Raw genomic sequence first — 13127 nt, 5'->3', positions numbered from 1 at the left:
GGGTGCCTTGCCGATGGATTCGGGAAGCGCCCGCTGCCAATGGGCAGCGGACAGTTTTTTGCAGGTATCTGGTCGCTCCGCTGAAGGCTCAATTGTCGCCGTGCTTCTTGTCCAGATACGCTGCGACCATATAGCCAATGGCACCTGCGACAGTCAGCACACTGATGACGGCAAGCACTGCATATACAAGCAACTCAAAGCGATCCATACCCTGACTCCTTTGATTCGAGGTCTGCCAAGGTTAAGGGCGTCTGATCTAATCCCAAATCTGCTGTGCGATGGCTTAGCGACTGATAGCAGCGGCTTCCTTCCGCAGGTCGGCTCGGGCACCGACGTACGCATCAGTTTCCCAGGTACGCATATTCCCGAGCTCGTAGGCGACGTGATTCCGAGCCTCCAGATCCTCAACGTGGGGAGCTTTTCCCTCAAGAATCGGGGCGTGGTGACCAGATAATCGCCGGTAGAGCTCGCAGGCATATGCCGCGCGACAATCATCAATGTTTAGTCCGTGAGAAAGTAAAAGCTCTTGCGCTGCAGGTAGGTTCTTTAATTTCCATGTGCGCCAAGCTGCTGGTGTCGCGTGACTGCTGCCCTGAAGTTTTTGAAATGCCGCGGCCTTCTCCAAAATTACAATTTGCTCAGGGGCAGAGATATTAATGATCCGATGCTCATCTTTATCTTTGCTGAACACATAAAAGATGTTTTCTTCTTCGGCGTCCTTGTGAGCGTCTTCTGCGTCGAAGAAAAAAGCCTCAAGCAATGACATGCCGAGGTATCGAACTGACCTGATTAATGTTGCTAGCTGCTCTGAGTAGAGAGCATGAATATCCACCATCGCGGCTTCAAACTTAGTTCGGTCAAGGCTGCGCGGTACAGTAATCCGTGCATGGCTTGGAAAGCCAAGACGGCTACCGACGTTAGCCGCTGCGCCTTTCCAGCGCCCATTAGTTGCGAAGCCCATCACTGAATGTACAGTCTCAAGCAGGCCAGACACGCTTTGCAGCGGGATATTTCCTTGGTATGCCTGGACATAGAGCTCTTCCCCATAATCCCTCACCAATTTTTTATTGACGAACTCCAGGATGTCTACCTCATGAGACTCGTTGGCATAAACACTAAACTGCGCCCATTGCTGGTCGTGGATCATGGCCTCGTGCTGACTGAGAAGACCGCGTCGGACCGCCTCCCTGAGAATCGCCGAGCCGGCTCTGGTCAAGTCCCGATCAAAATGTGAGTGGAAACTCTGCTTCATGGTCATTTCTCCATTCAGCTCAGGTGCTGAGCTGCGAAAGGAGATGTTGAGCGAGAAAAAATATCCTGGGCTTCGTTTTCGGTCGCTTTCAGCGCCTGAAATTGACGAGCCCGTCCGTCCCTTAAACGGTCGTTTATGGCACACCTATTCCAGATGATCTTTTGGGCTTGGGATTCACCACTTTCCTGTCATTTTTCCCGTACCGAAATCAGTGTGAGAAAAACGTATGGGACAGCGGATTGGGTACGCCCGAGTTTCGACTGATGATCAGAATCTCGACCTGCAGCGAGATGCACTTGCCCTGGCTGGGTGCTCCGTGGTTTACGAAGAGACCATGAGCGGGAAGTCAGAGGATAGGCCGGAGCTGGAACATTGCCTCAAAGCTCTGCGTAGTGGTGACACTCTGGTTGCTTGGCGACTGGACCGCCTCGGTCGTTCTTTGCCTGACTTGGTTGAGATTGTCAGTAGCTTGGAGCGGGAAGGGGTGGCCTTCGAGTCCATAACCGAACGAATTGAAACCACCAGCGCTGCCGGCAAGCTGATATTTCATGTATTCGCTGCCCTGGCTGAGTTCGAGCGCAACCTCATTCGAGAGCGAACCCGTGCAGGACTGGCTGCGGCTCGTGCCCGTGGGAGAAAAGGTGGGCGCAAGCCTGTGCTGGATGATCGTCAGGTACGTGAGATACGAGCTCTTCTCAGAGATCCTGAGATACAGGTAACCGATGTAGCTCGACGGTATGGCGTTTCTCGAACAACGCTTTACCGCTACGTCGGTTCGTCGAAATCATCTTGTAGTGGCCAACCCATCCCGGACAGTGGGGTAAGTTCTTCGACTGCCGCAGGTGGCAGCCCGTCATTGTATTGATGTGTCGACAAGCAAACTATGAGTCGGGTGCCAACGGCTCCTTATCTTGGGCAAAGTCTGCATTATCTGTTCAAGATGGCGTAGTGAGCCTTATCAATACGAATATTCGTCAGCTGCGCCATCATTAGGCCGTCTGGCTTACAATCTTCCCCTATGCAGCACCCAGCTAAAGGTAATTCAAGGAGGATTCTGATGGTTGTGCTCCCACCAGTGGTTTATGAGCAACGCTGTTCTATAGGAAAGATTCGGCATCAGCTACAGCCAGCCATCACTACTCGCGTCGTCAATGAGACCTTGGTGAATGTCTCGCCTCGTGTCAGGGAACGCTTGTGGTTACTCGAATGTGGTAGCCGTGTCCTACTGACAGACCGGCCCAATGTCGCTTTGCCCGACGGCGTGGATGGGATCATTCAGCTACGGGAGGGCAAAGCCGTCTGGAGGACTCATCGTCTCCTCATCGACCTCAAGGCCAGAATTCTCGAATCCAGTTGGGCCGCTGTCGCCTCTGACGCGGTGGAGAGCTGGCAGAGTCAACTTTCATATCGAGCTGAACGACGCGACTCCAATGGTCAAGTGCCAATTGGACAGGAGGGGCTGCGACCGCCTCAGTTGGGCGCGCTCTTTGCTATCGGGGCCCACTGGAGCCTTGATATACAGCCCGCAACGATTGTTATGCCTACCGGCACGGGCAAAACAGAAACTATGCTGGCTACGCTGACGGCGTACGGTAAATCGCCCACCCTTGTGGTCGTTCCTTGGGATCTCCTACGCCAGCAAACTGCAAACAAGTTTCAGAGTCTGGGGCTACTTCGCGCTTTGGGAGTGTTGCCAAACTGCGTCATGAATCCGGTAGTCGGGCTAATCACGTCCAAGCCCAAGACACTAGCGGATTTGGACATATTCACCCAATGCAACGTGGTGGTTTCCACCATCAGTTCACTGGCAGTGGAAGCCGATAGTCCGCTCGCTGCTGGGATTGCCCAGCGGTGTAAATCGCTGATACTGGATGAAGCCCACCACGTCCCTGCCAAAACCTGGAGTGGGCTGAGAGCAGCCTTTCACTCGCTGCCCATCTTGCAGTTTACCGCGACGCCTTTTCGGAGGGATGGCGAACTCGTCGACGGGAAAGTGATTTTCAACTATCCCCTTGCCGCCGCGCAGCGCGACGATTACTTCAAACCAATACATTTTGAACCTGTACACCAACCAAGCGGTGGTACCCAGGCGGACCAGGCTATCGCCGTGGCAGCGTTAGCTAAGCTGCGACGTGACTTGGACGCAGGACTTAATCATCTGCTCATGGCTCGATGCAGTAGTATCGCCCGTGCGACCTTCGTAGAGCGTCTTTACCAACAGCTCGCGCCTGAGTTGCGGCCAATCCTGATTCATTCAAAAATCAGCGACACTGAAGCGCGGCTGGCCGACCTGCGATCAGGGACGTCTAGGGTAGTGATTTGCGTCGACATGTTGGGCGAAGGGTTTGATCTGCCTCAGCTCAAAGTGGCTGCGCTCCATGACAGTCATCGAAGTTTGGCGATCATGCTGCAGTTCATCGGGCGGTTCACCCGTGTGGCGGGGAGTGACATCGGTGAGGCGACGGTAGTGGCCAACATTGGCGACCAGGACGTTGCCCACTCACTGGAGCGCCTGTACAGCGAAGACGCCGACTGGAACCAGGTGCTGAGCGAGCTTAGCTCCAATGCAGTTCGGGAGCACCGGGAATTGATCGCGTTCTTGCAAGCATCCGAACGTCTGGATGAGGAAGGCGACTCCCAGATATCGCTGTCGCCCCAATTGCTTCGTCCGGTCTTCAGTACGGCAACTTACAGGGCCCAACAGTTTTTCCCAGAGCGCTTTCATCACGGACTTTCTCAACATCTTCACATTGAAGGGGTCTGGCTAAACCGGGAAATGCGTACGCTTTACTTCGTGACCCGTGCTGAAAGCAAGGTTCGCTGGACGAATACCAAAGGTGTACTTGATCGTGAGTGGACACTCTTTGTCCTGCACCACAATCCGGAACTCGAATTGCTTTTCCTTTCCTCAACTGATCACAGCTCGCTGTTCCCCGATCTAGCGGAGCAGGTCACAGGGCAAGCTGATCTGATCCAAGGCGAGCAGATGTTTCGAATACTCGGCCATATAAACCGCCTTGTGTTCCAGAATATGGGGGTCAAAAAACACGGGCGACGTAATCTCAGCTACGCGATGTACACAGGGGCCGACGTCGCGATCGCACTCGGTGTTGCCGAACGTAGCGGCTCCGTTAAGAACAATGTTAGTGGCACCGGTTGGGAAAATGGGGAGCGCGTTTCTGTTGGCTGCTCGTATAAAGGGCGGGTCTGGTCGAGGGAGCAAGGTTCCATACCCGCATTTGTTCGTTGGTGCGCGGCGGCTGGTGCCAAACTTCTCGATGACAGCATCGTTGTCGATGACATCATTGCAAACGTCCTCATTCCAAAAGATGTGACAGCCTTTCCAAGCGACAGGCGGGTACTTGCGGTCGAGTGGCCGGCCGAAATTATGGGTATTGCAGAAGACAGGGTCGTACTTACCGCGCCGGCATTACCAAACGGCCTTCCTATCACGTTCGTCGATCTGAAATATCTTGATGTGCAAGGGGACAGCATGAGGTTCGCTCTGAGCTGTGACGAGAACGGCCAATTTGCCGAGTTCACCTTAACGGTAGGTGGAGAGGCAGGCTTCGTCGTCGCACAGACAAGCGGTGACGCAATCGAGCTTACCATCGGGAGAACGTCAGGAACGCTCAGCCAATACCTGAGCTCATACCCACCGCTAGTGCGGTTTGTTGACCTAAGCGAGCTGGACGGCAATATGCTGATCGAGCCCAAAGACCCCAGGCATCTTGAAATCGGAGAAGAGCGATTCGAGGCTTGGGACTGGGCAGGGGTCGACATAACAAAAGAATCGTACTGGAAGGACGGTATTGCGCGCGCTGATGCAATCCAGTGGAAAGCTGCACAACATTTCATTCAGGGTGATTTCGATATCGTCTTCGACGACGACGGCGCCGGTGAGGCTGCGGATCTTGTCTGTCTCAAGGAGGAGTCGGATCGTATCCGACTTGCGCTGATTCACTGCAAATATTCCGGAGGAGATACCGCCGGCGAGCGCGTGAAGGATGTCGTGGAGGTCTGTTCCCAAGCGATTAGGTCAGCCAAGTGGAAATGGCGCTTTTCTGAGCTCGGCAAGCACATGCAAGGGCGCGAGGATCGGTTGCGCTCTCTAAGCCGTCCAACGCGCTACCTTGCTGGTAATGGGGTGAGGCTAAATGATTTGATTAAGGCAGCGCGCTTCAAGCCCATTGAGGCCGAAATTCTCATTGTTCAACCGGGCCTATCTGCGGGTAGTCGTACCGCTGATCAAAATCTTGTGCTGGCAGCTGCTGTGGCGTACCTCAAGGAGACGATAGGGTGTGATATGGACATTGTATGCAGTGAGTAGTAGCCGTCCGCAATCCCACCTTCAGTATCCCCTGCAATAAGGCAATGGTATCCAACAGAAATGACGTGGACACCATTAGCCTTATCGCAAGAATCGCCATGCGCCAAAACGCGTCTTACCCCAAACCCTTCAAGACACTTACCCTCCCGTTTGTTGGGAGAGCGGGCACTATCACGGAGCAACTGATAGCGATTTAGGCCGCTTCAGTATTTTGAGAAGAGACTCCAGGCGTTTTCTGACCTCGTGGTTGGGCGGTAGTGATTGTGATGACTCTGACGCCGTATTAGGGCCCATAAGCGATCCTCCTGGCTCCGGGGTGTGCGCTAGCTGCAGAGCCAAACGGCTGGCTATCGCTGGCCTTATGCGTCCTAGACGCACAGCATCTGAGACGGCCGTCTGTCTACGATCTGCGGCGTGTCCTTGACTGAGTAGCCATTTGACAGGAGCTACCTGACTGCGGCTGTCAGCTACTAGGCGTTGATAGGCGTTCAGGAACGCCATTCTCGCACCTACCGCATCCCCTGCGTTGAGCACTGGGCGGGCTGCACCCAGTGCGAGCAGAACTTCCTCTGTGAGGACAACGCTGTTGTCCTCATCCGCCGCTGTCACAGCTATTGCCCATGCCTCGTTCGGCTCAGGCCTACCGTCCAGTTCGTAGAGCTGTTGTTGTATTGCCGCAAGAGTCAGTCTACCCGTCAATGTGCGGCGGCACGCGAGCAGAGCACTTCGAATTTCCTCGGCAGGATATTTGACGAGATCCTGAGCGAAAATTCTCGCGGCAGTCGGGCTGATCGTCTGACCAAGCGCCTCAGCGGTTGCGCAGATGGCGGATGCCAGCGCTGCTTGCTGTTCAGAGGAAAGCATTTTGATCTCCCCCTTGGAATATACGGCTGGCCATCTCCGCTGAATTGAGGTTTGCCTGGGTTGCCTCCATTTGCCTAGCTGTAGTCGAATTTATCTGCTGCCCAGTTGCCCACTGGGTTCGGTAGGACTCCGCTCGTGCTAGCAGGTCGCTCAGGCTGTGGCAGTTGTTCAGAATCCGTGCGTCATTGATCGCGATGTAGAACGCAGCGACTGGTGGGGCCTCATCGGGGCCAAGTCGGTCGATCAGGTGACTAATCTGCCCAGCCGCTTTGCCATTCCAGACAGGCCACACCCCATAGCGCCCGATATAGGCCTCAGCGTACTGACGCCAGGTGAGATAGGTTTTGCTATTTGTGGATCTCGGCCCGGGTCTGGCTACTGTCGTATTGGTGTTCTCCTGTATTGCCGTGACGGAGGGCGCTGTAGCTGTTTGGGGGTTACCTGATGGTTCTATGGGGGTTATGAGTGAAGCTGCTGCGGGTTGCGGGTGCACTGCCTGCGTGGGGCGGGTGAGAGGATTGGCAGCTGGTTTGTCCTCAGCTGCGTAGTCGTTAGTGCTGCGTGGTGAATATCCTGCAGGGTGCACGCTCAGCATTGAGGAGCGGCCATGTCGGAGTTTTCTGGTGACTAGCCCCGCATCTACCAACCACGCAATCGCGTTCTGAACGGTTCGCTCAGAGAGGCCCGTACGTGTAGCTGTGTGACGTACAGATGGCCAGCAACGCCCGTTTTTATCTGCCTGGTCGCCCAGTGAGATGAACACGAATTTGGTAGTGGCGGGAATCCCGTGGAGTTTCCAGATGGCGCGCATTATTTCGTTGCTCATTGCTCCCACTCCGTCGAAATAGAGGCGCGGAGCTGCACACGCGGGCGGCTCAGGATCCAGGCAGATATCTCCGTGCTGAGCCAGCCAACCGATCTGCTGCTGCCTAGATCATATGGAGCAGGGAATTTTCCCGCTGCTATGTCGCGATAGATTGTGGATCGCTTTTTCCCGACCGCGAGCTCAACCTCGGGCAGGCGAAGGAAACGCGGCTCCTCAGAGCTAGTTGTAATAGTGCGTGCTGACATTTATCAATGCTCAAGCGGTGGCATTGCAGCGATCCTCAGGTGCTGCAATACGCATATGTGTGGGGATGGCGCTCGGACTTTTCCTGCTGCAATGCAGATGGCGTTAGCCAGGCCGTCATGCAAAGGGCTTCCGAGTTTTATTGTCGGCGACAGCTGATGGATGACAGCTGGAGCTGAGTCGTTGGCGTGGGGGAGAGGAGAGACCCTGCTGGTACGGAATAGGAGTCCGCACGTTTTTAGCAGCGTTGCTGCAGATGCATAGGCGCGATAGGCCTTGCAAGATGCTACAGATACCCCGATGAGGCAGCTGGGAAGTCCATTTGCTAACAGCAGATGGACTTCGGATTTTTAACGCCGTAACCGGAGCAGCGTGACGATCCCACGGAGTCCTAGGAGCGTCCAGGGAATGCCAGATTTTTACCGAGCGGAGATTGGTATTGCAAGCCCAAGTTGTGAGCTCAGGCCTTGAGGGCATCTAGGTAATCTGACCAGCGCTGCATCATGTCGCGGCGCTCAGGCAGAAATGATGTTCGGTCGTATGCGCGCCCCAGTGGATTTTTTACCGTGTGAGCAAGCTGATGCTCCAAGAGATCGGGGCGAAACCCCAACACCTCAGCACCTATGGTTCTCGCTGTCGCACGAAAGCCGTGCCCAGTCATTTCGTCGCCGCTGATGTCCATGCGGCGTAACGCACTGAGTACGGCATTGTTGGACATCGGCCGGTCGCCTCCTCGTGCCGAGGGGAAGGCGTACCGATGTCTGCCGGTGAGTGGTTTCAGCTCGCGCAGAACAGCGATTGCTTGCTGGCTTAGGGGAACCAAATGATCCGGGCGATCCTGTTTGGTGACAGTGAGCCCTTTCATCTTGTGGCCGGGAATCAGCCATTCGCCAGCATCCAGATTGACCTCCGACCATTCCATGTGTCGAAGGTCTCCGGGTCGGCAGAACAGCAACGGAGCCAGTTTTAACGCACAACAAACAGGCATCGTTCCGCTATAGCTATCCAGTGCTTTAAGCAGAGCGCCGAGCTTTTCAGGGTCGGTCACGGCAGCAAAGTGTTTCACCCGCTTGGCTGGGAGAGTGCGCGCGAGATTCCCGATCTGGTTGGGTGGGGTGATGCCGGCAGCTTCGGCGAACTCGAAAATCTGTTTGTAGATCTGGGCAACACGACGCGCCGTCTCGCGAGCGCCGCGCTTGATGATGCGCTGCAGGTTTTCGACCAGCATGGGCGTGCTGATGCTGCTGATCGGGAGTTTTCCCAGCCAGGGGTAGGCATTGAGCTCAAGGCGCTGCCGCACCGTGCGGGTGTACTCCGGATCCCAGGATGACTCGCGAATACTCAGCCACTGCGTGGCAACCGACTCAAAGGTGTGCTGGTGATCAAGCTGGCTGACCACCTTGGCCATACGCCGTTGCAGCGAAGGGTCTTGGCCGCCGGCAAGCTGAACACGAGCGTCATCACGCTTGCGCCGGGCCTCCTGCAGGCCGACCTCAGGATAAACACCAAGCGCCAGGCGCTTTTCCTTTCCCAGAAAGCGGTACTTCAAGCGCCAGTAACGGCCTCCGTTGGGCTGCACTTCAAGGTACAAACCTTGTTCGTCGTACAGGCGGTATGGCTTGTCCTGGGGCTTGGCGTTACGGCAGTTGGTGTCTTTCAGGGGCATTGGGGGCACATCCTCTCCGAGCGAGCTGATGAGCGTTTTATGCCCCCATATGTGCCCCCGTCAACCGTGGGATGCCCTGGGATTAGGTGGGAAAACGCGGGCAATAAAAAAGCCGTAAAGCTTTGATTTATCTAGGCTTTACGGCTTTTCTGGGTCTTCCTGGGAAGACTAAATGGTGGAGCCGGGGGGATTTGAACCCCCGTCCGCCAGTACTCCGCTGTCGGTACTACATGCGTAGCCGTTTCTATTAAGTTAACCCTCAGCGACCCGAAGGGCAGGGTGCTTTGGGCGAGTTGTGTAAGTTTTAGCCGCTTCGTCCACAACGTACTGCACGGCGATTCTGTTCTATATGACAATCACTTTGGGTTTACAGACATCCCCTGGTGATTGCTGGACCCGAAGGTACCAGAAGCTCAGGGCTAAGGCTGCTTACGCAGCGAGAGCGAATTCCTGGCCGTAGTTTTCGTCATTGGCAACTATAAGAAGTTGCAACAGTGGATTTACGAGTTCTGTTACCAACTCGGCATGCACCTAAAGTTTCGCGACCGGCGTCGAATCCTAAACGGCCCCGTGCTTGTAACTCGTTGTTTCTTAGTGAGTGACAAGCCTGTGCAGTGTACGCCAAAAGCTTGGCGAAGGCCAACCCGAAGGTTGGCCCTATCGCTTACTGGCCGCCTTTCTCGCTGTTCTGCAGGTCTTGCAGGGCCTTGGAGGTGATTTCGATGCACTTCTTGTCATCACCTGCGGCGTGGGCTGCCTTGGCTTGGGAGACGGCGGTGTCTATTTCGCCACTTTTGCCGCTGGTGTCGGTGGACAGCAAGGCTTTGCCGTTGTTGATTTTGTCCAGGTTGATCTTGCACAGGTCAGGTTCGCCAGCGGCGAAAGCAGGGGAGGCGAGCATCGCAGCGGTCATGAACAAGCCAGCAAGAGCGGAACGCTTCATAGGGTGTCTCCTTGCGCAAAAGGGCTCGACGCTGCTGGCGTGCAACCTCTGCCAGCGACATCACTGATGGGCCTCGTTTGTCGAGGCCTATGCAGATGACTGCGCCGGTACGTCAGGGTTCGTTTTTTTTGCGCGGTCAGTGGGCGCGGGCGCGGGTGACGCGGTCTACCAGGTAGACCAGGCCGTGATAGTCGATGCCGCCATGCTGGCTCAGGCCGATCTCGCAGGTGCGGCTGGTGGAGATGCCTTCGCTGCAATGTTGCACGGCGTCCTTGAGCGAGCGCAGGGCGTGGGCGTTGAGTTGCGGGGTGGTGAAGCCTTTGTCGCCGGCAAAGCCACAGCAGTGAATGCCTTCGGGGATGACGACGGTTTTTGCACAGCGCCGGGCCAGTTCGATCAGGGCCTGGCTTTCGCCCAGCTGCTGGGTGCTGCACGTGACGTGTACGGCGATGGGGGCTTCCTGCGGCGTGAAGTCGAGGCGGTCCAGCAGGTGGGTGCGGATAAAGCGTACCGGGTCGTAGAGGTCCAGGCGGGTTTCGCCGAGGTCTTGTACCAGGCGCAGGGTGCAGGGGCTGGTGTCGCAATAGATCGGGTCGAGGCCGCCTCGGCTGGCGTGGAGCAGGGCGCCGATCAGTTCCTGGCGCTTGTGTTCGGCCTGCTCGGCATAGCCTTTGGAGGCGAAGGGCTGGCCGCAGCACAGGTTGTCTTGATTGTCGGGGAATACGACCTGGTAACCGGCTTTTTCCAGGAGGTTGCGGGTTTTGTCATACAGCGACATCTGTTCTTTATCACCGGCTGCCGGGCCCATGGCGCGTGAGACGCAGGCGGCCAGGTAGACCACCCGCGGGCGCTCATCTGTAACTGGCGGGCTGAAGCGAATGGCTTTTTCCGGCTGTGGCATGGCATTGGTCCACTGCGGGATTTGCCCTTTGGACAGTCTGTTCACGGTGGCCGACCACTTTGTCAGGCGCGGGGCACCCAATAACATGCGTGCACCATTGGCGACGTGCAGGGTGAAGCGCGCGCCTTGCAGTGCGGTGGCGAAATGGCTGGCGAGCCATTCGGCGGTTTTCGTACGGTCGGCATCGCAGCTGCGCAGCTTTTTCACCAGGTCGCCGGTATTGATGCCTACAGGGCAGCGTTGGGCGCATAGCCCGGTGGCGGCGCAGGTGTCGATGCCTTGATAGTGGTAGGCCGCTTCCAGTTCGGTGGTGTCTACGCCTGCGCGGCGTTTGGCCTGGATGTCGCGCCAGATCACAATGCGCTGGCGCGGGCTCAGGGTCAGGCCTTTTGAGGGGCACACGGGTTCGCAGAAGCCACACTCGATGCACTTGTCCACAAGCTCATCGGCGGCGGGCAGGGGCTTGAGGTGTTTGAGGTGGATTTGCGGGTCTGCGCTGAGCACCACATCCGGGTTGAGGATGCCGTTGGGGTCGAGCAGGCGCTTGAGTTGCCACATCAATTGATAGGCGTCGCTGCCCCATTCCAGTTCAACGAACGGCGCCATATTGCGACCAGTGCCGTGCTCGGCCTTCAGCGAGCCACCGAATTCCACCGCCACCAGTTGCGCGACGTCGTCCATGAACGCTTGATAGCGTGCGACTTCTTCGCTGCTGTTGAAGCCCTGGGTGAACACAAAGTGCAGATTGCCTTCCAAGGCGTGTCCGAAAAGGATGGCTTCGTCGTAGTGATGTTTGTCGAACAGTTCGATCAGGCGGTTTACGCCGATCGCCAGTTGTTCGACGGGGAAGGTGACGTCCTCGATGATCACGGTGGTGCCGGTTTTGCGCACGGCGCCTACGGCGGGGAAGGTGTCTTTGCGGATCGCCCACAGGCGGGCGTTTTCCACGGGGTCTTCGGTAAAGTCGACCTGTTTTTCTACGGGAAACGCCGCCAGAGAGGCCATGATCAGCGTTAGTTGTTCGTGCAGTAATGACGGCGAGGCCGCGCGGGATTCGATCAGCAGTGCGCAGGCATTTTCCGATAAGTGTTGTACGAATGCGGGCATACCCGGTTTGTCTTGTACCGAGCGCATGCTGCGTCGGTCCAGCAGTTCAACGGCTGAAACCGGCTGGGTTTTCAGCACCGTTACTGCGTTGCAGCATGTCTCGACATCCGGGAACACGATCAGCGCCGAGGCTTTGTTTGGGTGATCGATCACCGTGTCGTAGGTGACCGCACTGATAAACCCCAGGGTGCCCTCGGAGCCGACCAGCAGGTGGCTGAGGATATCCAGCGGGTCGTCGAAATCCACCAGGGCGTTGAGTGACAGGCCGGTGGTGTTTTTCAGACGGTATTTGTGGCGAATCTTCGCAGCCAGTTCAGCGTTTGCCCGCGTCTCGCGGCCCAACGTGGCCAGGCGCTCAAGCAGTGCACTGTGTGTTTGGCGGAAGGCTTGCACGCTGGCGGCATCTTCGGTGTCCAGGTGGCTGCCATCGGCCAATACCAGACGAATGCCCGCCAGGGTGTGATAGGTGTTTTGCGCCGTACCGCAACACATGCCGCTGGCATTGTTGGCAACGATGCCGCCAATTTTGCAGGCGTTGATCGACGCCGGGTCCGGGCCGATCTTGCGCCCGAACGGCGCGAGCCAGGCGTTGGCCTGGGCGCCGATGACACCGGGTTGCAGGCGGATCTGTGTGCCTTGCCCGCGAATTTCGCGGTGGTTCCAATTGTCACCGAGCACAATCAGCACCGAGTCGCTGATCGCCTGGCCGGACAGGCTGGTGCCCGCGGCCCGGAAGGTCACCGGCACGTGATCGCGCTGGGCCAGTTGCAGCAGTGCGACGACTTCGTCTTCTGACTCCACGCGGATCACCAGCTGTGGGATCAATCGGTAGAAGCTGGCGTCGGTGCCGAAGGCGAGGGTGGAAAGTGGATCGTCGAAGCGGCGATCTTGCGGGATCAGTTGTGCGACGTCGCTGAGAAAAGCAGCAGGCAGGCTCATCGGTCCTCCAGAAATAGCAGACGCCGGCATCGTTGTCCGGCGTCGATTCTTACCCT

The 13127-nt window shown here is 56.7% G+C and carries 7 protein-coding genes and 1 other RNA gene; 2 read left to right on the top strand and 6 right to left on the bottom strand.

Annotated elements, in window-relative coordinates; all coding sequences use genetic code 11:
• Nucleotides 1-283: 283 nt before the first annotated feature.
• Entirely contained in the window at nucleotides 284-1252 is a 969-nt protein-coding gene (locus tag IH404_RS24255) for an integrase (protein ID WP_194439242.1), read from the bottom strand.
• 226 nt (nucleotides 1253-1478) lie between these two features.
• Between IH404_RS24255 and IH404_RS24250 the strand changes: the two genes are divergently transcribed.
• Nucleotides 1479-2117 (top strand): recombinase family protein, encoded by a 639-nt coding sequence (locus IH404_RS24250; protein WP_242462630.1) that lies wholly within the window; start codon nucleotides 1479-1481, stop codon nucleotides 2115-2117.
• A 192-nt stretch (nucleotides 2118-2309) separates the two neighbouring features.
• The gene (locus IH404_RS24245) at nucleotides 2310-5582 is read left to right on the top strand and encodes a DEAD/DEAH box helicase family protein (protein ID WP_194439241.1); all 3273 of its coding nucleotides are present in this window, start codon (nucleotides 2310-2312) and stop codon (nucleotides 5580-5582) included.
• A 1686-nt stretch (nucleotides 5583-7268) separates the two neighbouring features.
• Here the strand turns inward: IH404_RS24245 and IH404_RS24235 are convergent.
• From IH404_RS24235 to IH404_RS24215, 5 genes are all read right to left on the bottom strand, one after another.
• Entirely contained in the window at nucleotides 7269-7517 is a 249-nt protein-coding gene (locus IH404_RS24235; RefSeq protein ID WP_094989019.1) for an AlpA family phage regulatory protein, read from the bottom strand.
• 458 nt (nucleotides 7518-7975) lie between these two features.
• Entirely contained in the window at nucleotides 7976-9181 is a 1206-nt protein-coding gene (locus tag IH404_RS24230) for an integrase arm-type DNA-binding domain-containing protein (protein WP_194439237.1), read from the bottom strand.
• 173 nt (nucleotides 9182-9354) lie between these two features.
• Nucleotides 9355-9751: a transfer-messenger RNA gene (gene ssrA / locus IH404_RS24225) on the bottom strand.
• 94 nt (nucleotides 9752-9845) lie between these two features.
• Nucleotides 9846-10124, bottom strand: coding sequence for a hypothetical protein (locus IH404_RS24220; protein WP_194439235.1), 279 nt, complete (start codon nucleotides 10122-10124; stop codon nucleotides 9846-9848).
• A gap of 136 nt (nucleotides 10125-10260) precedes the next feature.
• The gene (locus IH404_RS24215; RefSeq protein WP_194439233.1) at nucleotides 10261-13071 is read right to left on the bottom strand and encodes an FAD-binding and (Fe-S)-binding domain-containing protein; all 2811 of its coding nucleotides are present in this window, start codon (nucleotides 13069-13071) and stop codon (nucleotides 10261-10263) included.
• Between the last annotated feature and the right edge of the window lie 56 nt (nucleotides 13072-13127).

Source organism: Pseudomonas sp. OST1909 (assembly GCF_015277575.1).
In the GTDB taxonomy this organism is placed as follows: domain Bacteria; phylum Pseudomonadota; class Gammaproteobacteria; order Pseudomonadales; family Pseudomonadaceae; genus Aquipseudomonas; species Aquipseudomonas synxantha_A.
The sequence above is the reverse complement of the archived record's forward strand: the minus strand, read 5'-3'. Positions and strand labels throughout refer to the sequence as shown.

What these genes read in the sequence shown, in the direction of transcription:
- IH404_RS24220 (WP_194439235.1), bottom strand. Translation starts at nt 10,124, where the DNA reads ATGAAGCGTTCCGCTCTTGCTGGCTTGTTCATGACCGCTGCGATGCTC.
- IH404_RS24215 (WP_194439233.1), bottom strand. Translation starts at nt 13,071, where the DNA reads ATGAGCCTGCCTGCTGCTTTTCTCAGCGACGTCGCACAACTGATCCCG.
- IH404_RS24235 (WP_094989019.1), bottom strand. Translation starts at nt 7,517, where the DNA reads ATGTCAGCACGCACTATTACAACTAGCTCTGAGGAGCCGCGTTTCCTT.
- IH404_RS24230 (WP_194439237.1), bottom strand. Translation starts at nt 9,181, where the DNA reads ATGCCCCTGAAAGACACCAACTGCCGTAACGCCAAGCCCCAGGACAAG.
- IH404_RS24245 (WP_194439241.1), top strand. Translation starts at nt 2,310, where the DNA reads ATGGTTGTGCTCCCACCAGTGGTTTATGAGCAACGCTGTTCTATAGGA.
- IH404_RS24250 (WP_242462630.1), top strand. Translation starts at nt 1,479, where the DNA reads ATGGGACAGCGGATTGGGTACGCCCGAGTTTCGACTGATGATCAGAAT.
- IH404_RS24255 (WP_194439242.1), bottom strand. Translation starts at nt 1,252, where the DNA reads ATGAAGCAGAGTTTCCACTCACATTTTGATCGGGACTTGACCAGAGCC.